Genomic DNA, 21,982 nt, shown 5'->3' with positions numbered 1-21,982 from the left:
CGTGCGTCTCGAAGGATGGGCACCCACGCGGTGCGCGCTCCCATCCTTCGAGACGGCCCTTCGGGCCTCCTCAGGATGAGGTGGTTCTCACACGATCGCCGGGTGCTTCTTGTCCGTGCCCGCCGCGCGCTCCCATCCCCGCGCCACCTGGAACAGCGTCGCCTCGTCGAAGTAGCGGCCGACGAACTGAACCGAGAGCGGCAGGCCGCCCACCGAGACGCCGGCCATCATGGCGAGCGCGGGATGGCCGGTGACGTTGAACGGGGTGCGCGCCTGGCGCGGATAGGTGCGATCGATGTCGGCCGGGCTGTCGATGCGGCAGGCCGGGTCCATCGAACTGGCGCACAGCAGCACGTCGACGTCGCGCAGCACCTCCTCGACGGCGGCGATCATCTCGAGACGCCGGCGCTGGGCCTGGACATAGTCGCCGGCGGCGAAGAAGGCGCCGGCCATCAGGCGGCGGCGCGCGAGCTGGCCGTAGTCACCGGGACGCGCGCGCAGCCAGGGGGCGTGGATCGCCCAGGCCTCGCTTTGCAGGATGACGCGGTTGACCGCGCCGAACTCGCCCAGGGTCGGCAGATGGACGTCGCGGACTTCCGCGCCCTCGAGCTGGAGCGTGCGCGCGACATGTTCGAGGGCTGCCGTCACCTCGGGATCGGCCGGCATGTCGGTCTCATGGAAATGCTGGACGAAGCCGACGCGAAGCCCGCGCACGTCGCGGTCGACGCCGGCCGCATAGTGGCCCCTGGCGGCCGCCACGCTGCCGGGGTCGCTTGTGTCGTGGCCGGCGAGGACCTCCAGCATCAGGGCATTGTCGGCCACGGTGCGGGTCATCGGCCCGACGTGGTCGAGGGTGAAGGAGAGCGGAAAGACGCCGCGGCGCGAGACCAGACCGTAGGTGGGCTTCAGGCCGACGATGCCGCAGCAGCTGGCGGGATTGCGCACGCTGCCGCCGGTGTCGGTGCCCAGCGCCATCGGAAACAGGCCGGCCGCTACGCCCGAGCCCGAGCCCGACGACGAGCCGCCAGGGTGATGGTCGGTGTTCCAGGGATTGCGCGCCGGCGGCCACGGCAGGTCGTGGCTCGGCCCGCCGATGGCGAACTCGTGCGTGGAAAGCTTGCCCAGCACGATGGCGCCGGCGCCGCGCAGCTTGGAAACGCAGACCGCGTCTGCGGTAGCGATATTGTCGGCCAGGATCTTGGAATGGCAGGTGGTCGGAAGGCCGGCGACATCGATGATGTCCTTTATGCCGACCGGCACGCCGTGCAGCGGCCCCCGGACCCGGCCCGCCGCGACCTCGGCCTCGGCCGTTCGCGCCGCCGCCATCGCCGCCTCGCCGTCGAGGCGGATGAAGGCGTTGAGCCGGGGATCGAGCCGCTCGATGCGGGCGAGCAGCGCCTCAGTCAGCTCGACCGGCGAAAGTTCCTTGGCGGCGATCGCCTTGGCCGCCGCGGCGGCCGTCATGAAGTGCAGGTCGGTCATGGTCAGAGCCTCACAGTCCGTCTCCCGCGCGCATCGGCGGCCACGGTTCGGCGCGCGGATCGGCCGGCGCCTTGATCTTGCGGGCAACGTCGGCAGCCTGCGTCGCCGCGGCGGCGACATCCTCTGGATGCTCGGCCAGCGCCTTGTCGAGGCCGGCGCGGCGCGCCAGCAGTTCCATCATTGCCTTGTCCATCGTTTGCTTGTCCATCTTCGATACCCTTCCGCTCAGTTCAGCCGTTCCAGCTTGGTGATTTCCTGCGGCGGCAGCTCGGAGAGATAGAGATTACCCTCGGCGTCGCCTGAAATTCCATGCGCGCCGTTGATCGCGCCGCGGCAGCGGCCGACCAGCCGGCCGTCGGGCGAGAGCAGGCTGATGCGCGGGATCTGGTCGGTGACGAACACGAAGTCGCGGTCATCCACCCAGATCTGCATGGGATGATAGAAATCGCCCCAGGCGTCGAGGAAAGTCCCGTCGCGGTCGAACACCTGTATGCGGTTGTTCTCGCGGTCGCCCACCAGCACCTTGCCGAAGCGGTCGACCCAGACGGCGTGCGGCGTGGTGAAGGCGCCGTTGCCCGTCCCCGGTCCGCCCCAGGTGGCGATCAGCCTGCCGTCGGCGGCAAAGCGATGGACGCTGGAATTGCCGTAGCCGTCGGCGACGTAGATTTCGCCATCGGGCGCCTGGGCCGCCGCCGTCGGATGGTTGAACGGCGCATCGAGCGAGGGCCAGTGGCGCTTGCCCAGGGCCTGTATGAGTTTGCCGGCGAGATCGAAGCGCAGCACCTGATGGGCGTCGCGATCGGCCACCAGGATGGTGCCGTCGGGCGCCGTATTGAGATAGTGCGGCTCGGCGAGCTGGCCCTCGCCCCACGTGCCCATGAGCTTGCCGTCGCGGCCGAACACCAGGACCGGCCGGTCGGTGCCGCGCTGCGCCACGTGAACGCGGCCCTCGCCGTCGACCATCAGGTCGGACAGGAAGCCGAAGCTTTCGCCCGCCGGCAGCCGTGCCCACTTGCGGTGGATGGCATAGCGGCGGTCGCCCAGGATCACGGTGTAGCGTTCGTCGGACATCTATTTCGCCGGTCCCATCCCGGGCCTGCTGGACGCGTAGATGTAGTTGCGGATCTTCCAGGCACCGGCCTCGCGCCGGAAGACGACCACCAGGTTGAAGGCCTCCGCAGTTTCCATGCCAGTCGCCAGGGTCCTGATGCGGCCGGACGAGGTCGCCCTCAGCCAGGCCATGTCGCCCGCGACCTCCGTCTCCTGGATCGTGAAGGCGAGATCGACCTTCAGCGTGGCGAAGACCTCGCGATAGGCCGCCCGCAAGGCGTCGCGGCCGACGACCGCCGGCATGTTGTCGCGCATGAACACGCCATTGGACGCATAGAGCGCGACCAGCGCCTCGACGTTGTTCGCGCGCAATCCGGCGGCGTAACTGTCCATGATCGCGACCAGGCGGGCCGGATCGTCCGGGCCCTGCGCATGGGCGCTGCCGATGAATGAGAACGCCGCCGTGGCGGCCAGCAGCGCACGTCGCGAGGCTGCGAAGAAAGGAGCGGGCATGACGGAGTCCTCGCAGGAGGTCAGGACGGCAGGTATTTCGAAATCCAGTAGCTCGTCGGATTGTCGGAACATTCGGCCGGTCCGCACAACAGGAAACTGTTGGCGGCGTTGGCGAGGGTCGCGGCGATGAGCAGGTAGGCGGCCAGCCGGGAGACTCCACGGAACCTGAGCGCGGTCTGGTGATCGGTGTTGTGATGCTCGGGCCGGCCGGAGAAGATCATCAGCACGGCCACAAAGGCGATCACGGCGAAGGACAGGAGCAGCGACCAGGTGTAGAGGTGCAATCCGAGGACCGGCGCGCCGTGGGCCGCGGTGCCGGGCGCGATGTACAGCAGGGCCTGAAAGCCCGAGGCGACCAGGCCGAACAGCGCGCCGAGCAAGGTCAGCCCATAGTGCAGCGGCTGGATGCCGAAGCGCAGGTTGAGCAGGAAACCGAAGCCGCACAGCACGAAAGCCGCGCGCTGGAGATTGCACAGCGGGCACGGCAATTCCTTGAGCCCAAACTGCAGCCCGAAGGCGATCAGCAGGATGACCGCGATCGCGGCGGCACCGGCGGCGTTGCCCAGGCGGACGAGTTGTCCCATGCCGGCGGCCCTAGAACGACAACTTCAACGGCTCGGTCATGTAGCGATCGAGCCACAGGACCGCAGCGACGGCGCTCACACCGAACAGACCGATCGCGACACCACGATAGCCGGCGAGGGCCGTCATCATGGCAATGGCTGCCGCCAGAAAGATCAGCCCGGTCATGACGCAAACCTCGCGATCGCAAGACATACTCGGACGCGCAACAGCCGCAGCCACGGATCCCGGAGATCACGCTGACCGTAAGAAAGATATGTTACGGCTCGGCGCGCCATGTGCCAATGGCAGGACCGGCTGAATCGGGTCACCCTGAACCCCCATCGGCGCAGACGGGCCCTACGATCCCGTTTGGCCGGGCCGGACTATCGTCAGTCGATCTGCAGGGTCATCGCCTTGAGATAAGCGGTCTCGGGCAGGCCGGGATGCACCGGGTGATCGAGCGCGGCGCCGGAGCTGCGCAGGATGCGGGCGTTGCGGCCGGCGTCGCGCAAGCCGCGACGCACCTGTTCGCCGAACAGCGGCGGCTCGACCAGGTGCGAGCACGAGGCCACGAACAGGAAGCCACCCGGCGCCACGAGGGGTGCGGCCAGCCGCACCATCTTGCGATAGCCCTGGACGCCCACCTTGATGTCCTTGCGGCTCTTCACGAAGGCCGGCGGATCGCAGATCACGACGTCGAAGTTGCGGCCGTTGGGCTCGAGTTTCTCCAGCGTGTCGAAGACCTCGCCCTTCTGGAAGGTCATGACGCCGCTGACGCCGTTCAAGGCCGCGGCCTTGGTCGCGGAATCGAGCGCGGGCTGCGAGCGGTCGAGGCAGGTCACCGACTTGGCGCCATGCTTGGCCGCCAGCACGCCGAAGCCGCCGCTGTAGCAATAGGCGTCGAGCACGCGCGCGTCCTTGGCGAAGCGCGCCATGAAGCGGCGGTTGTCGCGCTGGTCGTAGAACCAGCCGGTCTTCTGGCCGCCCGAGAGATCGGCGACGAAGCGCGCATCGTTCTCGATCAGCTCGATCGGCCCGTCCAGCGCGCCCTTGGCGATGGTCGTCTCGCGCTTCAGGCCTTCGAGCTCGCGGACCGGCGAATCGTTCTTGAGCACGATCACGCGGGGCGACAGCTCGGCCTCGATGGCCTCGAGCAGGACCGGCGTCAGGTGATCCATGCCGACCGAATTCACCTGGACGACCACGGCATCGCCGAAACGGTCGATGATCACGCCGGGCAGACCGTCGGCTTCGGCATGGATGAGCCGGTAGTAGGGAACGCCGACCAGCTTGTCGCGAAGTGCCATCGCATTGGCAAGCTTGCGGCCGAAGAACAGGGCGTCGATGACGGCCTCGGGATTCGAGGTCAGCAGACGCGCCGCGATCAGCGAATGCGGATTGAAGGTGGCGACGCCCAGCGCCTCGCCGCCCGGCGTGCGCAGCGTCACCAGCGAGCCCGGCGGCAGCGCCTTGGTCTCGGCGTCCATCAGGATCTCGTTGGAGAAGGCCCAGGGATGGCCCGAGCGGACGCGGCGATCCTCGCCGGCGCGCAGCAGGACACTCGGCAGTTTCTTCGCGGCCACTCTATTCTCCCCGGGAGACGCCATCGCGACGGGGATCGGCACCGCCCTCCCAACCGCCAATGGAAGATGGGCCCACCCGGCGAATGCCGGTGAGGCCACCCTCATGCCCGCGGACTTGTACTTGATGGCCCAAGGCGCGCAAGCGCTCTGCCTGCCCGGCCAGAGGCGTGCCCGCCTCCAGTTCCGTCAGGCCATTACGGTTGATCACGCGCGGTTGCGCGAGGGCTGCAGGAACCGACAGGTCCCAGTCGAGGACGCCGATCAGGGCGTGAAGGACATCGCCGATAATCCGCGACCCGCCCGCCGACCCCAGGGCCAGCACGAAGCGGCGGTCGCGGTCTAAAACCATCGTCGGCGACATCGAAGAGCGCGGCCGCTTGCCCGGCTCGACCCGGTTGGCGACCGGCTTGCCGTTCGCCTCGGGCTCCGGCGAAAAATCCGTCAGTTCGTTGTTCAGCAGAAATCCGCGCACCATGATCTGGGCGCCGAACGGGGCTTCGATGGTGGTGGTGAAGGCGACGCCATTGCCCCAGCGGTCGACGATGCTGATGTGGCTGGTGCCGCGCTCGACATAGCCCGGCGGCACGCCCGGGCCGATCTGGCCCATGCTGCGATCCGGCGACATCAGCTTGCGGCGCTCCGCGAGATAGGCGGGAGACAACAGGCCCGCCGTCGGCACGTTCACGAAGGCGGGATCGGCGACGTAGCGGTCGCGATCGGCGAAGGCGAGCCGGCTCGCCTCGGCGATGAGATGGACCGAGCGCAAATCGTTGGGCCCCTCGCGCCAGATCTCGAAGGGTTCGAGCAGCGCCAGCACCTGCAGAACCGCGATGCCGCCCGACGACGGCGGCGGCATGCCGCAGACAACCCAGAGGCGATAGGGCCCGCACACCGACTCCCGCTTGACCGGTCGATAGCCGGCCAGGTCGGCGAGCGAGAGCGTGCCGGGACGGACATGATTGCGCACGCGGTCCACCATCCCGGCGGCAATTGCGCCTCGATAGAAAGCATCCGCCCCTTGATCAGCGATCAGGCGCATCGTGGCGGCGAGATCGGGATTGGCGATCCGGTCGCCGGCTTTCTTCGGCGACCCGTCGGCATTGAAATAGATCGCGCGGATGCCCGGCTCATCGCGCAGTCCCGGTATCCGCGCCAGCCAGGCGGCGAGTCGCGGCGGTACGGCAAAGCCGTCGCGGGCCGCGGCGATTGCCGGCTCGAACAACGCGCTCCAGGGAACCTTGCCGTGCTCCTTGTGAGCGAGCTCCAGCATCGCCAAGGCGCCGGGCACGCCGACCGAGATGCCGGAGGCCACGGCCTCACGATAGCCCAGCGGCTTGCCGTCGCGATCGAGGAAAATCGTCGGGTTGGCACCTGCCGGCGCGGTCTCGCGGCCGTCGTAGACGGCAATGGCCCCCGTCGCGCCGTCGTAGTGCAGCAGGAAGCCGCCGCCGCCAATGCCCGAGGCGTGCGGCTCGACGACGCCCAGCACCATCTGCACGGCAATGGCCGCATCGACGGCGGAGCCGCCGCGCCGGAGCACTTCCAGCCCGGCCTCGACGGCGAGCGGATGCGCCGCCGCCACCATAGCCTGCGGTGCCGCCAGGCAGGCCGGCACGCGGCACGCCGCCAGCAGCAGCGCCAGGACGGCGAGCGGGCGGCTCAATTTCATGCGCGGCGCGCCACGATGAACAGCCGGCGGAAGGGAAAGATCGTGATGCCGTCGGCGCGCGTCGGATAGGCCTTGGCGACCAGCGCGGCATAGGCTTCGTAGAATGCCGCGCGCTCCGGCTCCTGCAGCAGGTCGAGGTAGGGACGCAGGCCGGTGCCGGCGGTGAACTGCGCCACCGGATCCTTGCCGGTCAAAGGCTGCTGATAGATCGTCTCCCAGATCTCGAGGCCGGAGCAGAGCGGCTTCAGCACGTCGTAGTAGCGCGCCGGCTCGAGAACCGGCCGGATCGTGCGCACCTGGGCGAGCTTGTCGCGCCACGGCCCCGCCTCGGCCGCCGTGCGCATCAGGGCATGCGACGGCGCCTCGTGATTGCGCGGCATCTGGATCGCAAGCTGGCCGCCCGACGGCAGGAGCTTCAACAGGCCGGGGAACATGTCGATATGTCCCTCCAGCCAATGATAGGCGGCGTTGCTGTAGAGGATGCCCGGCGGCTTGCCCGGCTTGAAATTTGCGAGATCTCCTTTGGCGAAGCTGACTCGGCTGTCGGGCGTCTGCGTGCGCGCCTTGGCGAGCATCTCCTCGGACGAATCGATGCCGACGATCTCCGCCGACGGAAAGCGCTCGGCCAGGATGCGCGAGATGTTGCCGGCGCCACAGCCGAGATCGTAGATCGCATGGCCCAGCCTGGCGCCATTGGCCGGATCGAGACGGCCCATCAGGTCGAGCGCCGGCCGCACGCGATGGTCGGCGAACTTCAGGTAGAGATTGGCATCCCAGACCATCTGGGTCGTTCCAGAGCTCACGTCATTTCTCCTCGAACGCGGCGTCGATGGGAACACGATACCCTGTCGCGATCTTGTTGCCCTTCTGCGCCGCCAGCACGACGGCCATGAATTCGCTGAACATCTCCTCGCTCATGCCCTTCCGGCGCGCCATGTAGCCGTGCGAATTGATGCAGTAGTCGCACTGGTTGGCGATCGACACGGCGAGGTAGATCAGCTCCTTGGTGAGGCCATCGAGCTTGCCCGGCGCCATCACCGCCTTCATCTCGGCGGCAAAGCGCTCCATGACATCGGGATGGCGGGCGAGTGCCTTCCAGACGTTGTTGATGCCGGCCGGATCGATGCCGCGCGCCTCGGCGATGCCCTCGACGACCGCCTTGGCCCGCGGGTTCATGTCCTTGTATTCGGTCAGCTTGGCCATCGATGGCTCCCGCAAATGAAAAGGGCCGGCGCTCGGCGCCGGCCCCATCTTGGCGCTTTCGCACCGATTGTCAGTACATATGCTGGCCGCCGTTGATCGACAGCGTCGAGCCGGTGATGAAGCCCGAGTCGTCGGCCACCAGGAAGACCACGCCGCTGGCGATCTCTTCGGCCTTGCCCAGCCGTCCGACCGGGATTTTCGCGACGATTTTCTCCAGCACGTTGGCCGGCACGGCGGCAACCATGTCGGTGCTGGTATAGCCCGGCGCGATCGCGTTCACGGTGATGCCCTTGGGCGCGCCTTCCTGGGCCAGCGCCTTGGTGAAGCCATGGATGCCCGACTTGGCGGCGGCGTAGTTCACCTGGCCGTACTGGCCACCCTGACCGTTGATCGAGCCGATGTTGACGATGCGGCCGAAGCCGCGGGTGTTCATGCCGTCCCACACCGCCTTGCTCATGTTGAAGCAGGAGCCGAGGTTGGTATCGATGACGGCCTCCCACATGTCGCGCGTGAGGCGGCGCATGGTGGAATCGCGGGTGATGCCGGCGTTGTTCACCAGGACCTCGACCGGGCCGAGATCCTTTTCGATCTGGGCCACCGCGGTCTGGCAGGCGGCGAAATCGGAGACGTCGAACTTGTAGACCGCGATGCCGGTCTCGGCCTTGAACTTCTGGGCGGCCGCGTCGTTGCCGGCGTAGGTGGCGCCGACCTTGTAACCCTTGTCCTTCAACATGCGCGAGATGGCGGCGCCGATGCCGCGCGTTCCGCCTGTCACCACTGCAACTCTTTGAGCCATTTTTTCCTCCCAAAACGTGCCGCCCGCGCACTCTAGCCGGTTCCATCCGAATTCACAGCCGGTGCCGGATAGAGACGGCAGGCGCGCGGCCCTAGAACGCCGGCCATGAAACCCTTTACCGCCCTGCTCGGCGCCGCCGCCGGGACCCACGCCGCCGACCAGCTGGCGCTGGCCACCCTGCCTTTGACCGCGACCCTGGTCCTGGGCGCCGGACCTGACGTGCTCGGCCTGCTGGTCGCCGCCCAGAGTGCGGCCTGGTTGCTGGTGTCGTTGCCCGCCGGTGCCTGGGTCGACCGCCTGCCGCGCCGGCAATTGCTGATCGGAGCCCTCGGCCTCGGCCTGCTGGCCTCGGTGGTTGCCGTCATCGCCGCCGCCACGGGCATCGCGAGCCTGCTCGGCATAGCTGCCTTCGTCGGCGCATCAGGCACCGTCGTCTATGTGCTGACCTCGGTGTCGCTGCTGCCCAGCCTCGTGCCCGCGACCGACCTGTCGCGCGCCAATGCGCGGCTGGAACTGGCGCGCGCCATCGTGAGCCTCGCCGCACCCTTCGTGGCCGGCCTGCTCGCGCAGCATCTGTCGCCGACCTGGGGCTATGTCCTCGCGGCCCTCGGCGCCGCGCTGGCGTTGGCTTGCGTCCTCGCCCTGCCCCGTGTGCCGGCACCCTCCAGCGGCACCGCACGCCCATCCTTTCTGGCCGCCATCCGCACCGGCGCGCGATTCGTGATCCATCACGAGCTGCTGCGCGGCATCAGCCTCTGCGCGATCTTCTGGAACTTCGCCTTCTTCGCCCTGCTCGCGATCTGGGCGCCGCTGGCGCTGGGCCCGCTCGGCCTCGATCCGGCGCGCATGGGCCTCGCGCAGTCCGCCTACGGCGCCGGCCTGATCCTGGGCGCGCTGGTGGCGCCGATGGCTTCGCGGCGCCTGCCGCCGCTCGCCACCCTGATCTTCGGACCGGCCGTGTCGGTCGTGGCGGCGGGCCTGTTCCTGGCCGCTCCGTCCCAGGCCGGCACACCCAACGGCTTTGCCCTCGCCGCCGCCGGCTACTTCCTGGTGGGCTTCGGGCCGATGCTGTGGCTGATCTGCCAGACCACGGTGCGCCAGCTCGTGACGCCGCTCGCCCTGATGGGCCGGGTCAACGCCACGGTACAGACGGCGATCTATGGCGTCCGCCCGCTCGGCGCCCTGGCCGGCGGCCTCCTCGCCGCCCAGGCCGGCCTGCAGAGCGCGCTGCTGCTGATCGCCGTCGCCTTCGCGCTGTCGGCGCTCGCGATCCTGCTGTCGCCACTGGCCCGGCTGCGGGCGATGCCCGTGTCCGCCGGTGCTGTCTGACCTCGCACAGGGCGGGCCCAACTTTGCAAAAAGGGCCCAACTTCGCTGACGGAAATTCGGCTTTCGAACCGCCCGAAAGCCAACAAATTCAATCTTTCCGGGGCCTCTCCGGGCCCACCTGAAACGTGGGAGTGTTGGGCCCGAAGTTGGGCCCGCACCTGTCCCCCACCCTGTCCCCCACCCTTTCCCCGGTTCGACGCCGAGGCCTTGTTTCGTTCGTTCGTTGCGGCCGTCGATCTCTCATCGGGGCCCGGCGCGCCTGGTGGATCCGGCGTCGTTGTTGCCTCCCCGACGGCCGTCGGGGAGGCGGGCTGGTTCTTGTCTCTGTCCACGGGTCAGGACCCGCGGCGGCGACCCTGCGCCCATCCAAGAAGTGAGGGGGCGCGCAAACCCACGGGCGGCCGCGGGCAGGTCTTTGCCGGATACGAAAAGGCCGGCGCCCGTATATGCATACGTCGCGCCAGTCTATCGAAAATATAGCCCAAAACCTGCTGAACTTGCAAGTCAGGCTGCACTTGCCGGGCAACGCCAACGGAAAGCAAGATCGGCCAGGAGGACGCCCTCATGACCGATGCCCCGCGACCGCCGCTGCCGCCCTTCACCGAGGAGACCGCACGGACCAAGGTGCGCGCTGCCGAGGACGCCTGGAACGGTCGCGATCCGGCGCGCATTGCGCTGGCCTATACCGCCGACAGCGTTTGGCGGAACCGCTCGGAATTCTTCCAGGGTCGCGCGGCCATAGAAGCCTTCCTCACCCGCAAATGGATCCGGGAGCTGGACTACCGGCTGATCAAGGAACTCTGGACCTGCAGCGGCAATCGCATCGCCGTCCGCTTCGCCTACGAATGGCGCGACGACCAGGGCCACTGGTTCCGCTCCTACGGCAACGAGAACTGGGAGTTCGACGAGCGTGGGCTGATGCGCCGCCGCCTCGCCTCGATCAACGACCTGCCGATCAAGCCTGAGGAGCGGAAGTTCCATTGGCCGGCACCGGGACCCAGGCCCGCCGACCATCCCGGTCTGGGCGACCTCGGCCTTTAGCGCAAGACCAGCCCGCTTGACCCGCACGCGCAGCCGTCGGACCTTGCCGGCGGAGGTCGTCGCATGAAGAAGTTGTTGGTTGCCGTTGCCTTGGCCCTGTCGGCCGCCGCCTGCAGCCCGGGGGCCGGGTCGGAATGGCAGAAATCCTACGGCAAGACCTTTTACGAGCCGACCGAGGGCATGGCCGCGCTCTACATCATCCGCGACGACCCCGGTTCGGACCCGTCGCCGATCGGCATCACGAAGGACCGGTATCCCGTCGGCAGCCTTGCCGGCCTCACCTGGATGCGCCTCGACCTGCCGCCGTCGCTCTACGACCTCAGGGCTTACGGTGTCCAGGGCAGCACCGAACTCGTCGTCACGGTCAATGCCGGGGAGAGCCGCTTCCTGCTGGCCGAGCCCAAGCCAACGGGCAACGCCCAGCTGCGGGAGATCTCCCAGGTCACGGGACGCCAACTGGTGCGCAAGGGTCAGCTGGTCTACAGCACTCCCTAGAACACGGCGCGCTTGAATCGACTCGTTGCTGGGAGCGCGCCACTGGAGTGGCGCGCTCCCAGCAAGATACCTATTCGGAGTCCGCGCCTAGTCGCGCTGGACGCACATGGCGATGCCCATGCCGCCGCCGATGCAGAGGGTGGCGAGGCCCTTCTTGGCGTCGCGCTTCTGCATTTCGAACAGCAGCGTCGTCAGCACGCGCGCGCCCGAGGCGCCGATCGGATGGCCCAAGGCAATCGCGCCGCCGTTGACGTTGAGCTTGGTGGGGTCGAGGCCGAGTTCCTTGCCGACGGCCAAGGCTTGCGCGGCAAACGCTTCGTTGGCTTCGACGAGGTCGAGATCCTTCACGGTCCAGCCGGCCTTCTTCAGCGCCGCCTGCGAGGCGGTCACCGGGCCGATGCCCATGACCTTGGGATCGACGCCCGTGGTCGCCCACGACACGATCTTGGCCAACGGCTTGATGCCGCGCTTCTTCGCCTCATCAGCACTCATGAGGACGAGAGCGGCCGCGCCGTCGTTGATGCCCGAGGCATTGCCGGCCGTGACCGAGCCGCCTTCCTTGGTGAAGGCCGGGCGGAGCTTGGCGAGCGCCTCGGCTGTCGTGCCGTGCCGCGGGAACTCGTCGGTATCGACCACGACATCGCCCTTGCGGGTCTTGATCGTGACCGGAACGATCTCGTCCTTGAAGCGGCCGGACTTCTGTGCCGCCTCGGCCTTGTTCTGCGAGGAGGCCGCGAAGGCATCCTGCTCGACGCGGGTGATCTGGTATTTCTGCGCCACGTTCTCGGCGGTGTTGCCCATGTGGTAGCCGTTGAAGGCATCCCACAGGCCGTCCTTGATCATCGAGTCGACCATCTTGAGGTCGCCCATCTTGGTGCCGTCGCGCATGTGGGCGACGTGCGGCGCCTGGCTCATGCTCTCCTGGCCGCCGACCACCATGATGTTGGCGTCGCCGTTCTTGATCGCCTGCCAGCCGAAGGCGACGGCACGCAGGCCCGAGCCGCAGAGCTGGTTGATGCCGAGCGCGGTCTTCTCGACCGGGATGCCGGAATTGATGGCGGCCTGACGGGCCGGGTTCTGGCCCTGACCGCCGGTCAGGATCTGGCCCATGATGACTTCGTCGACTTCTTCCGGCTTCACATGGGCGCGCTCCAGCGCGCCCTTGATCGCGGCCTTGCCGAGATCGTGGGCCGGAACGGCACCGAAGGCACCGTTGAAGGAACCGATTGCCGTGCGCGCTGCGCTCGCGATGACGATATCCGTGGTCATAAAGTCCTCCTTGCCTGCCGCCCTAGGGGCCATTTACAGGGCGGCGGCACGGCTCGGCAAGGTCCCTCGCGGCACTGCAGCAACCGCCTTCATTCCGAACAGCGGCCGAACCCAGCGCCACGGGCGCACCAGCCCTGCGTAAATCAGCCAGGCGCCGAAGAAGGTCGCCATCACAGCCAGGATGAATCCGGCGAGCGGCGGCGCACCGGCCTGCAACAGCCAATAGACCGCAATCACCGTGACGGTCTGATGAAGGATGTAAAATGGGTAGACCGCTTCGGTCGCCTCGGCGAGGAACGCCGGCCGCGCGGTCAGGTAGCGATGGGCGAAGCCCAGGATCGCGAACAGCCAGGCCATGGTGTTGATCGCCGACAGAAGCGCGAAGCCCGGCCGGGCCTCGGGCGAGATCACGGGCCTGACCGTTCCCTGGAAGAAGCCGACGTAGAGCACGGCATAGGCCGCGATGCCGATGGCCAGCGAGAGCAGTCGCTGACGCCGAAGCGCATTCAGCAGGTCGGTCGAACCGAAGATGAAGGCGCCGTAGAGCAGCAGCGCGCCGTAGGAGGCCAGACCGTTCCAGTCGCCGACCAGGCCGTTGATGTTGTATGAGACCGGCGCCAGCCACAGGATCGACGCGGCGAGCGGCAACACCATCAGCCACTGCAGACCGAAGCGAGCGGCCGTCCGGCCGGCACGCTCGACCGTGTCGCGTCCCGTCGGCGAGCGCGCCCACAGGAAGACCGGCAGCAGCACGAGAGTCAGCACCAGCACGTAGGCCAGAAACCAGAGGTGGTGCCAGCTGAAATTGCCGTTTGGATAGGCGCCGCCGGAGAAGGCCTGCGGCAGCCAGTCGAAGAACGAGCCCGTGAACTGGCCGCGATAGAGGCGCTCCAGGTAGACCTGCGGCGGCACGATCACCAGCATGCCGAAGGCCAGCGGCAGCAGGAGCCGCTTCAGGCGGTCGACAACGAAGCCACCGGAGGTGCGGTCGCCCAGCGCCAGCATGATGGCCGCGCCCGACACCAGGAACAGCAGCGGCATGCGCCAGCGGTTCAGGAACCGCATTGCCTCGCGCAGCCACTCCATGCTGTCGGGGCTGGTGACGTGCCAGCTCCAGCCCGACCACGCCATGCCGGCGTGGTAGAGGATCAGGAGGCCAAAAGCGAGGACGCGCAGCCAGTCAAGATCGGCTCGGCGGGTGGTCATGACGATACCTCGGGAAGAGTTGCGGACGCCTCTTCCCTATCTTCCAAGACCTTGAACTGGCTGCGTTTTGTGACGACCGGCGACCCCGGTGGGACGACCGGCGGCGGCTGCGGGACGTCTTGACGTGGATTAAGTGTCTTGCTGGGAGCGCGCCACTGCGGGCGGAGTAACCTCCGCCCTGAAGTGGCGCTCAAGCTCGAAAGCGCGCACTGCCCCATGGCCATAAGCCGGCAGCACTTACGAGCCCGGCCTTGACAGAATTCTGGTCGATGTACGCGACCGTTGCCGCGAAATGGTCCTCGTTTCTGATGAAGCGATCCCAATAGTCGTCCTGCCAAAACGCCCCGGCTCGTCCGAGGATCTTGTTCGCTTCGCGAGCCGTATATCGCTTCCATGAACCGACAACGCCGCCCAACGCAAATCCCGGGAAAACCGTTAGGAGCACGTGAACGTGGTTGGGCATGATGATCCAAGCGTGAAGGCGATAACGCGCGCCGTCGAACGCCAGGAATGCCTGTTCGACGAGCGAAGCAATGGGATCAGACCGCAGCCAACAAGCTCCCCAGCCTCGATCCAACATGTCGTCGCGAAGACTCTCAGGATGCGTTGCCTGCCGCAGCTTGACGGTGGCCTCCGCCGGCAAGCTGTCGGCGAGCCTGAACGTCAGGAACTGGACGATGTCCTCGGAATCAAAATGCGGCAGGTATCCGCGTGAATGCCAACCTTTGTACTCCATGTCACGACGCTAGCGGTCGAAGACATGATGCGCCACTGGAGTGGCGCGCTCCCAGCAAGGAGTCGACGACCGGTCAGCTCCGAACCGGGGCCAAAGCCTCGAAGCGTTGGCGATAGCGGCGACTCAAATTCACTTCGGCGCCGTCCTGCAGGCGGATGCGCCAGTCGCCGCTGACCCACGGCGTCACTTCCGCAACGCGGGCGATGTTGACCACATGGGATTTATGGACTCGCACGAACCGCTTGGGGTCGAGCTCCCCTTCGAGCTTGGTCAGCGACGAGCGGATCTCGAAGGTCTCGCCGCCGACATGGAGGATGGCGTAGTTGCCGGCGGCCTCGATCCAGTCGATGTCGGCCACCTCGACCAAGATCTCGGCCCCGCCGCGCTTGCGCACGGCGAACCGCTCGGGAAGCGGGCCCGATGGGGCTGCCGCGACCTCCACGGGCGGCGGGGCGCGCCGCAGCAACAGGCCGAGCGCCACGGTGCCGGCGCTCAACAGGCCGTAGGAGAAGATGTCCTTGGCGAACTCGTAGGTCAGCCGGTCGACAGTCAGCGGAAACGCATAGGCCTCTCCGGCAATGCCGCTGAACCACACGAAGCGAAGCGCCGCCATGCCCACCGTATGGGCGATGCTGAAGGGCACGACGCCGAGGGCATGAATGAGAAGGTTTCGCGGCTGGCTGCCGACCGGCCAGCGGCGATGCATCCAGTAGAGCGCCGGCAGCAGGGCAGCGACCACCAGGTGGCTGCAGGCTTCGATGATCAGCGCCCGCCCGAAGCCGACCGGTTGGCCGCCGCGGGCGTGGTTGGCGACTTCGACATAGGCGTGCACGAAGGCCGACATCGTGAGCAGGACAGCCCAGATCGCCGGCACCCGCCAGTCGAAGGATCGCTCGCGTGCCGGCATCAGCGCCGCTTGGCGGGAATGTCGCGCAGCCAGTCGATCAGCGGCGTCCAGCAGAGATCGCGGGCGCGGCTGCTCACCACCATGCCGATATGACCGAGTGGCAGATCGAGCCGCTTCACGTTCTTCAGTCCCTTTTCGGGGTCGGCGAGGGCGGCGGCCGACAACGGCGGCACGATGCGGTCGCCCGACGGGATCATGACCAGCGACGGCACCTTGATTTTGGACGGCACGATGCGGCGGCCGCCAACGACCCATTTGCCGCTGCCGGGCACGTTGTCGCCGTACCAGCCGACCAGGCATTCGCGCGCCACGGGACCGGCGAGCGGCGCGCCGTCGTTCAGCCAATCCTCGAGCAGCACGAACTCGCGCGCACCGGCGCCCGTCTGGTCCATGCCGAGGAAGCGCCCGAATTTCTTCATCGCCAGCCAGGGATCGAGCGACCAGAAGAGCGTCTGCAGGATGTCGACCGGCAGTTCGCCCACCTTGTCGGCCACCTGCGCCAGCAACGGCCCGGAGGAGACCAGAAAGGCGTGACCGGTGCGGTCGGCGTGGAAGTCCCACGGCGCCGCCAGAAGCGCCAGGCCGGCGACGCGGCGCGGCTGGCGCGCGGCCAGCGCCACGGTGAGCGTGCCGCCCATGCAGTAGCCCATCACCGCCGGCGCGCGGCGCGCACGCTTGGCGAGGAAGGCGAGCGCGCGCTCGAGGCGGGCGACATAGGCGGTCGTGTCGAACCGGCGCTCCTCGTCGTTGGGCGTTCCCCAATCGACCAGGTAGGGCCTGAGCCCGGCCGCGGCCATGGCGCGCAACAGGCTCTTCTCGGCGGTGAGGTCGAGCACTTCCCAGCGATTGATCAGCGACGGCACCACCAGCACGGCGCGGGCACCGCGCACGCGGGCGGCGGGATGCGTGGCGCCATAGTCGAGCAGGCGCGTGTTGCCCTCGCTCCAGACCGCCGGTGGATTCTCCAGGGTGCGGTGGACCGGGTGATCGCGATAGGCGAGCACGCCATCGGCCAGCCGGTGCATGCGCCGCGCGATCTCGCGCCGCAGCGCATTCTCGAACCCGCCCTCTCCAGCCGACGCCTCGAGGGCCGCTATTTCCGGCAGAAGAGCGGCAATGGCCTCAGGAACGGGAGAGTTTTGCTTCGAGCTCGGCGATCCGGGCTTCCAGTGTTTCCACGCGCTTTCGGAGCTCGCCCACGTCATCAGCGCCGTGCCCAGGTGAAGCGGCAGCGGGCGGGGTCCCAGCCTCGGAGGATGAGGGCGTGACGGCATGATGTGCTCCTTGGACGGCCTGCATCGCAGACGCAACCTGGGCGTTCGCAGCGGCGAACAAACGGGCGATCTGATCGGTCAGCGCCTGGTCGGCGGCAAGCCCGGCCAGCTGGCCTTGCCAAAGGTCGAGATATCGCCGGGCCAGCTTGTCGAAATCGGCCGACTGTTCGTCGTTTTCAGAGGCCATGCGTCCACTATAGCCCATCGTTGCGAGCCCATCGTGACGGAACGCGCTATTGCAGGCGCTAAGCCCTTCTTGTCGCACTGCGGTATCGGCGCTAATGTGGCAACCCCGACGTGAACGAACGTTTACCATGCGGGAGCCAGAGGAGCGACGCGTAATGGCCGAGCAGGCAGTACCCGAGGGCGGACCGAAGCCCGCTCCCGTCGTGATCAAGAAATACGCGAACCGGCGGCTCTACAACACGGCGACCTCCGCCTATGTGACGCTCGAGCATCTTTCCCAGATGGTGAAGGACAAGACCGACTTCGTCGTCTACGACGCCAAGACCGGCGACGAGATCACGCGCTCGGTGCTGACACAGATCATCTTCGAGGAGGAGAGCAAGGGCGGGCAGACGCTGCTGCCGATCCCGTTCCTGCGCCAGCTCATCTCCTTCTACGGCGACAGCCTGCAGGGCGTGGTGCCGCAGTATCTGGAAATGTCGATGTCGCAGTTCGCGCGCAACCAGGAGCAGATGCGCAGCTACATGCAGAACGCCTTCGGCTTCAATCCGTTCCAGCAGTTCGAGACCATGGGCAAGCAGAACATGGCGATGTTCGAGCAGGCCATGCGGATGTTCAACCCGTTCCGTGCCGGCCAGCCGGGATCGGGTCAGCCCGGATCAGGTCAGCCCGGATCGGGTCAGCCGGGCCAACCGGGCCAGGCGGCGCCGATGGCCAACGGACAGGAAGCGCCCAAACCCGAAACGCCGAGCGCTTCTCCCGCGACGCCGCAGGGCGAGGTCGTGATCGACGATCTCAAGCGCAAGCTCGACGAGCTGCAGAACCAGCTCGCACTCCTCAGCAAGAAGCCCTGATATTTCCGTGGCCGATCCGTCGACGTCGATGCTGCGACGCGTCATGTCTCCGTGCATCGGCATCTGCAAGCTCGATCAGAAGAGCGGCTTCTGCATCGGCTGCAAGCGCACGATCGAGGAAATCGGCCGCTGGGCGATGCTCGACGATCCCGAGCGCCAGGCCGTCATCGACCAGTTGCCGGGCCGGAAGCTCTAACGCTGGGAGCGCGCCACTCCAGTGGCGCATCATTTCATGAGCATGAGCGCCACTGGAGTGGCGCGCTCCCGGCAATGATCCTTACCGCCCCTTGAACACCGGCTTGCGCTTTTCGCGGAACGCCGAGGTTCCCTCCTTGTAGTCCTCGGTCAATCCGGTCAGCACGTTCTGGTCGGCGTCCATGTGGGCGCCGAGATCGTCGAGCGCGTGCGCCAGGCGATTGACCGTGCTCTTGGTCATGCGCACGGGAATCGGCGGCTGTCGCGCGACGCGCTCGGCGAATTCCATGGAAGCGGCGAAGGCCTGGCCGTCCTCGACGACGTTCTCGACCAGCCCCCAGTCCAGCGCTTCCGCGGCGCCGACGCGATCCGACGCCAGGATCACCGCCTGCTTGGTCCGCGCCGGGCCCATCAAGGCCAGCATGCGCGGGATGGAACCCCAGCTCATGTTCATGCCGAGCTCGACCTCGGGAATGCGGAAATGCGCGCTCTTCCCGCAGGTGCGGAAGTCGAGCGACACGACCAGCGCCGCCCCGCCGCCGATGCAATGGCCTTCGATGGCGGCGACGGTGACCTGGTCCATGTCCTGCCAGGCCTTGCACATCTTGGGCCCGAGCCGCTGGCGATGGATGCGCTCGCCGACCGAGAGCCCGTCACGGGCCCGGCCCTCCGGATCCTTCAGATCGAAGCCGGCGCAGAAGGCCTTGGCCGAACCGGTGAGGATCACGACCGAGGTTTCAAGATCGTCCTCGAAGTCGCGCGGCACGTCGCGCAGCTCGCGCATCGCCTGCTGGCTGAGCGCATTGATGTTGTCGCCGCGGTCGAATCGCACGACGGCGATGCGGCCTTGCGGCCCCAGCCCCTTCTCGACCTTCACGAACTGGCGGCTCATGGCGGACTTCTCCCTCGCGTTTGGCCGACCCTAGCGCCTCGCCTTTACAACGGCGAGCCGCTTCGCTTGACTGCCTCTCATGTCGAAAGCCATCGGATCCATCACCCTCGAACGCCGCGTCGATGCGCTGTTCTCCCGTTACACCGCGGCCGGTTCGCCGGGCGCCGTCGTCGGCGTCATGCGGGGCGGCACGATCGAGCTCTGCAAGGGCTACGGTCTCGCCAGCATCGAGCTCGGCGTGCCGATCGGGCCCGCGACGCGCTTTCGCATCGCCTCGGTCAGCAAGCAGTTCACCGTCACGGCGGCGCTGATGCTGGCGGCCGAGGGCAAGCTCAAGCTCACCGATCCACCGCACAAGTACCTGCCCGAGCTGGCGCCGCTGCCGGTCACGATCGACCAGATGATGCGCAACTGCAGCGGCCTGCCCGATTTCCTCGAATTGCTGCGGCTGGGAGGCCACGGCCTCGACAAGCCGGCGCGGCCGGCCGAACTGCTGGCGGCCTGCCTGCGCAACCGCCACCTCAACTTCGCGCCCGGCAGCCGCTTTCTCTACAGCAACACCAACTTCCTGCTGCTCGGGCTGATCGTCGAAGGACTGGCGAAGAAGGCGCTGGGCGAATTCCTCGCCGAGCGCATCTTCAGGCCGCTGGGCATGACGGGCACGATGCTGGCGCCCGAGATCGACACCGTGATCCCGGGCCTCGCAACGGGCTATCTCGGCGATGCCGCGTCAGGCTTCCGCCGGGCGGCACATGCCTATCCGCAAGGCGGCGAGGGCGGTCTCACCTCGACGGTCGAGGACCTGCTGATCTGGTCCAGGCATTTCGACCAGCCGGCTCTCGAACCCAGGACGCTGCCGGCGCAACTCGCCGCGGTCGCCCCACTCACCGGCGGTCATGCGAACAAGTATCGGCGCGGCGTGCAGGCCGACGATCTGCGCGGCCTCGCTACCATCGGCCATGGCGGCCTGTGGCCGGGCTTCCGCACGGAATTTCTGCGCATCCCCGACGCCGACCTGACGGTCGTCGTGATCGCCAACCTCGGCAGCATCGATCCCTGGCGCCAGGCACGCGCCATCGCAGCGCTGGCGCTGGAGGGAAACCGGAAGCTGAAGCCCCTGGCGGCGCCGATCACCGCGGCCGAGATCAAGCCGATTGCCGGCAGCTGGTTCAACGCCCAGGAACCGTCGCTGTTCGACCTTGCCTGGCGGGGCGGCGAGGGCGTGGTGACGCAGAACGGTCTGCCGTTCGCGCTCGGCCGCCGGAGCGACGGCTGGTTCGCGGCCGAACGCGGCTCGTTCGAATTCGCGCTGAAACCCGGCCGGGCCGGAACGCTGCGTGTCGATCTCGGCGCCGGCCGCGTGGTGACCTTCACCAGGCTCGGCCGCCGCAAGCCGGTTCCGGCCGCCATCGCCGGCACCTACGTCTCGCCCGATGCGGGCGCCGTCTGGAACATCCGGCGCGACGGCGAGGATTACACCATGGCCGTCGGCGGCCCCCTGACGACCGGCGGGGCGCCGTGGCACGTGCGCGGCATCGATGCCGACACGGTCGAAGTCGTGAGCCCGGCGGGCTGGATCACGGCGACCCAGCTCGCCCATCTCGAGCGCGACCGCGCCGGCCGCGTCGTGGCGCTCGGCGTCTCGACCGGCCGCATCAAGCGGATGAGGTTCGAGCGCGCCTCCTAACTTCTCAAGCTCCTCTCCTCCACTTGAGGGAGAGGTTGGGTGAGGGGGTTGCGCACGTTCGTCGATGCCCCCTCACCTAGCCTCTCCCCCTAACGGGGGAGAGGAACATGACTCCAAAAAGATCAGCGGAAGGGGATGGCGTACATCAGGCCACCCTTGGTCCAGAGCGCGTTCTGGCCACGTTCGAGCTTGAGGGGCGTCGCCGGGCCGACGTGGCGGTCGTAGCTCTCGCCGTAGTTCCCGACCTGCTTGACGACGTTGTACATCCACTTCTCGTCGACGCCGACCGCCTTGCCGTAGCCCGGCGTGACGCCGAGGAAGCGCTTGATGGCAGGATCGTCGCTTTTCAGCATCGCGTCGACGTTCTTCGAGGTGATGCCGTATTCCTCGGCCTCGATCATGCCCATCAGGACCCATTTCACGAGATCGAGCCACTGGTCGTCGCCGTGGCGCACGATCGGGCCGAGCGGCTCCTTGGAGATGCGCTCCGGCAGGATGGTGTGCTCGCCCTTGCCGGCGAGCTGGCCGGCGCGGACGGCGGCCAGGCCGGAGGCGTCGGTCGTGTAGGAATCGCAGCGGCCGGCGGCATAGGCCTGCAGCAGCTCGTCGAGCTTCTCGATCAGCACCGGCTTGAAGGTCATCTTGTTGGCGCGGAAATAATCCGCGAGGTTGAGTTCCGTGGTCGTGCCGGGCTGGACGCAGATGGTGGCGCCGTTCAGCTCCTTGGCGCTCTTGATGTTGCTCTTGGTCGGCACGATGAAGCCCTGGCCGTCGTAGAAATTGACGCCGGCGATGTTGAAGCCGAGCGCGGTGTCGCGCATCAGCGTCTGCGTGGCGTTGCGCGTGATGACGTCGACTTCGCCCGACTGCAGTGCGACGAAGCGCTGTTGCGCCGTGGTCGGGGTGAACTTGGTCTTCTCGGCATCGCCGAACATGGCGGCGGCAATCGCCTTGCAGAGATCGACGTCGAGGCCGGTCCACTTGCCCTGGCTGTCGGCGAAGGAGAAGCCCGCCAGGCCGGTGTTCACGGCGCACTGGACGAAGCCCTTGG

Annotated in this window: 25 protein-coding genes; 6 read left to right on the top strand and 19 right to left on the bottom strand. The window is 67.5% G+C overall.

The features are described from left to right. Positions 1 to 87: 87 nt before the first annotated feature. The 11 genes from EPO55_RS16160 to phbB all read right to left on the bottom strand — a co-directional run bounded on the left by EPO55_RS16160 (position 88) and on the right by phbB (position 8,860). On the bottom strand, positions 88 to 1,482 hold the full coding sequence (locus EPO55_RS16160; protein ID WP_296338015.1) for an amidase: 1,395 nt from the start codon (positions 1,480 to 1,482) through the stop codon (positions 88 to 90). A 10-nt stretch (positions 1,483 to 1,492) separates the two neighbouring features. Continuing rightward, the gene (locus EPO55_RS16155; protein WP_296338014.1) at positions 1,493 to 1,690 is read right to left on the bottom strand and encodes a hypothetical protein; all 198 of its coding nucleotides are present in this window, start codon (positions 1,688 to 1,690) and stop codon (positions 1,493 to 1,495) included. 17 nt (positions 1,691 to 1,707) lie between these two features. Beyond that, the gene (locus tag EPO55_RS16150; RefSeq protein WP_296338013.1) at positions 1,708 to 2,553 is read right to left on the bottom strand and encodes a hypothetical protein; all 846 of its coding nucleotides are present in this window, start codon (positions 2,551 to 2,553) and stop codon (positions 1,708 to 1,710) included. Then, a complete protein-coding gene (locus EPO55_RS16145; protein ID WP_296338012.1) occupies positions 2,554 to 3,045 on the bottom strand; it encodes a nuclear transport factor 2 family protein in 492 nt (163 codons plus the stop codon). It abuts the gene before it with no gap. Positions 3,046 to 3,065: 20 nt separating this feature from the next. Next, a complete protein-coding gene (locus EPO55_RS16140; RefSeq protein WP_296338011.1) occupies positions 3,066 to 3,629 on the bottom strand; it encodes a disulfide bond formation protein B in 564 nt (187 codons plus the stop codon). A 10-nt stretch (positions 3,630 to 3,639) separates the two neighbouring features. Then, entirely contained in the window at positions 3,640 to 3,795 is a 156-nt protein-coding gene (locus EPO55_RS16135; RefSeq protein WP_296338010.1) for a DUF5993 family protein, read from the bottom strand. 203 nt (positions 3,796 to 3,998) lie between these two features. After that, positions 3,999 to 5,192, bottom strand: a complete 1,194-nt coding sequence (locus EPO55_RS16130; RefSeq protein ID WP_296338009.1) for a class I SAM-dependent rRNA methyltransferase — start codon at positions 5,190 to 5,192, stop codon at positions 3,999 to 4,001. A 1-nt stretch (position 5,193) separates the two neighbouring features. Continuing rightward, positions 5,194 to 6,861: a gamma-glutamyltransferase gene (gene ggt, locus EPO55_RS16125; RefSeq protein WP_296338007.1), complete on the bottom strand. Its 1,668-nt coding sequence runs from the start codon at positions 6,859 to 6,861 to the stop codon at positions 5,194 to 5,196. After that, positions 6,858 to 7,664, bottom strand: a complete 807-nt coding sequence (locus EPO55_RS16120) for a methyltransferase domain-containing protein (RefSeq protein WP_296338006.1) — start codon at positions 7,662 to 7,664, stop codon at positions 6,858 to 6,860. Before EPO55_RS16120 ends, ggt begins: the two co-directional genes overlap by 4 nt. A gap of 1 nt (position 7,665) precedes the next feature. Next, positions 7,666 to 8,064 carry a carboxymuconolactone decarboxylase family protein gene (locus tag EPO55_RS16115; protein WP_296338005.1) on the bottom strand — a complete coding sequence of 133 codons (399 nt, stop codon included), beginning with the start codon at positions 8,062 to 8,064 and terminating at the stop codon, positions 7,666 to 7,668. A 70-nt stretch (positions 8,065 to 8,134) separates the two neighbouring features. After that, complete coding sequence (gene phbB, locus EPO55_RS16110; RefSeq protein WP_296338004.1) at positions 8,135 to 8,860, bottom strand: acetoacetyl-CoA reductase; 726 nt, start codon at positions 8,858 to 8,860, stop codon at positions 8,135 to 8,137. Between the two features lie 105 nt (positions 8,861 to 8,965). On the opposite strand from phbB, the gene EPO55_RS16105 reads away from it, so the two are divergent. From EPO55_RS16105 to EPO55_RS16095, 3 genes are all read left to right on the top strand, one after another. Further along, on the top strand, positions 8,966 to 10,189 hold the full coding sequence (locus EPO55_RS16105) for an MFS transporter (protein ID WP_296338003.1): 1,224 nt from the start codon (positions 8,966 to 8,968) through the stop codon (positions 10,187 to 10,189). 564 nt (positions 10,190 to 10,753) lie between these two features. Next, positions 10,754 to 11,230, top strand: a complete 477-nt coding sequence (locus EPO55_RS16100; RefSeq protein WP_296338002.1) for a nuclear transport factor 2 family protein — start codon at positions 10,754 to 10,756, stop codon at positions 11,228 to 11,230. 63 nt (positions 11,231 to 11,293) lie between these two features. Then, positions 11,294 to 11,725: a hypothetical protein gene (locus EPO55_RS16095; protein WP_296338001.1), complete on the top strand. Its 432-nt coding sequence runs from the start codon at positions 11,294 to 11,296 to the stop codon at positions 11,723 to 11,725. Positions 11,726 to 11,812: 87 nt separating this feature from the next. On the opposite strand, the gene EPO55_RS16090 is transcribed toward EPO55_RS16095, so the two are convergent. The 6 genes from EPO55_RS16090 to EPO55_RS16065 all read right to left on the bottom strand — a co-directional run bounded on the left by EPO55_RS16090 (position 11,813) and on the right by EPO55_RS16065 (position 17,304). Then, complete coding sequence (locus tag EPO55_RS16090; RefSeq protein WP_296338000.1) at positions 11,813 to 12,994, bottom strand: acetyl-CoA C-acetyltransferase; 1,182 nt, start codon at positions 12,992 to 12,994, stop codon at positions 11,813 to 11,815. 33 nt (positions 12,995 to 13,027) lie between these two features. Next, the gene (locus tag EPO55_RS16085; RefSeq protein ID WP_296337998.1) at positions 13,028 to 14,200 is read right to left on the bottom strand and encodes an acyltransferase family protein; all 1,173 of its coding nucleotides are present in this window, start codon (positions 14,198 to 14,200) and stop codon (positions 13,028 to 13,030) included. A gap of 190 nt (positions 14,201 to 14,390) precedes the next feature. Beyond that, positions 14,391 to 14,936, bottom strand: coding sequence for a transposase (locus EPO55_RS16080; RefSeq protein ID WP_296337997.1), 546 nt, complete (start codon positions 14,934 to 14,936; stop codon positions 14,391 to 14,393). A 73-nt stretch (positions 14,937 to 15,009) separates the two neighbouring features. Further along, positions 15,010 to 15,843, bottom strand: a complete 834-nt coding sequence (locus EPO55_RS16075; protein WP_296337995.1) for a LytTR family DNA-binding domain-containing protein — start codon at positions 15,841 to 15,843, stop codon at positions 15,010 to 15,012. After that, positions 15,843 to 16,868: an alpha/beta fold hydrolase gene (locus EPO55_RS16070; protein ID WP_296337994.1), complete on the bottom strand. Its 1,026-nt coding sequence runs from the start codon at positions 16,866 to 16,868 to the stop codon at positions 15,843 to 15,845. Before EPO55_RS16070 ends, EPO55_RS16075 begins: the two co-directional genes overlap by 1 nt. Positions 16,869 to 16,965: 97 nt before the next feature. Continuing rightward, positions 16,966 to 17,304: a hypothetical protein gene (locus EPO55_RS16065; RefSeq protein WP_296337993.1), complete on the bottom strand. Its 339-nt coding sequence runs from the start codon at positions 17,302 to 17,304 to the stop codon at positions 16,966 to 16,968. A 154-nt stretch (positions 17,305 to 17,458) separates the two neighbouring features. On the opposite strand from EPO55_RS16065, the gene phaR reads away from it, so the two are divergent. Both phaR and EPO55_RS16055 read left to right on the top strand, forming a co-directional pair. Continuing rightward, on the top strand, positions 17,459 to 18,157 hold the full coding sequence (phaR, locus tag EPO55_RS16060; protein ID WP_296337992.1) for a polyhydroxyalkanoate synthesis repressor PhaR: 699 nt from the start codon (positions 17,459 to 17,461) through the stop codon (positions 18,155 to 18,157). 7 nt (positions 18,158 to 18,164) lie between these two features. Next, entirely contained in the window at positions 18,165 to 18,353 is a 189-nt protein-coding gene (locus EPO55_RS16055; protein ID WP_296337991.1) for a DUF1289 domain-containing protein, read from the top strand. Between the two features lie 81 nt (positions 18,354 to 18,434). Here EPO55_RS16055 and EPO55_RS16050 read toward each other — a convergent pair whose 3' ends face one another. Next, positions 18,435 to 19,244: an enoyl-CoA hydratase/isomerase family protein gene (locus EPO55_RS16050; RefSeq protein WP_296337989.1), complete on the bottom strand. Its 810-nt coding sequence runs from the start codon at positions 19,242 to 19,244 to the stop codon at positions 18,435 to 18,437. A 79-nt stretch (positions 19,245 to 19,323) separates the two neighbouring features. Between EPO55_RS16050 and EPO55_RS16045 the strand changes: the two genes are divergently transcribed. After that, a complete protein-coding gene (locus EPO55_RS16045; protein ID WP_296337988.1) occupies positions 19,324 to 20,931 on the top strand; it encodes a serine hydrolase domain-containing protein in 1,608 nt (535 codons plus the stop codon). Positions 20,932 to 21,053: 122 nt separating this feature from the next. Here EPO55_RS16045 and EPO55_RS16040 read toward each other — a convergent pair. Further along, on the bottom strand, positions 21,054 to 21,982 hold a 929-nt coding region (locus EPO55_RS16040), incomplete at its 5' end, for an amino acid ABC transporter substrate-binding protein (RefSeq protein ID WP_296337987.1).

This window comes from Reyranella sp., assembly GCF_004296935.1.
In the GTDB taxonomy this organism is placed as follows: Bacteria; Pseudomonadota; Alphaproteobacteria; order Reyranellales; family Reyranellaceae; genus Reyranella.
The sequence above is the reverse complement of the archived record's forward strand: the minus strand, read 5'-3'. Positions and strand labels throughout refer to the sequence as shown.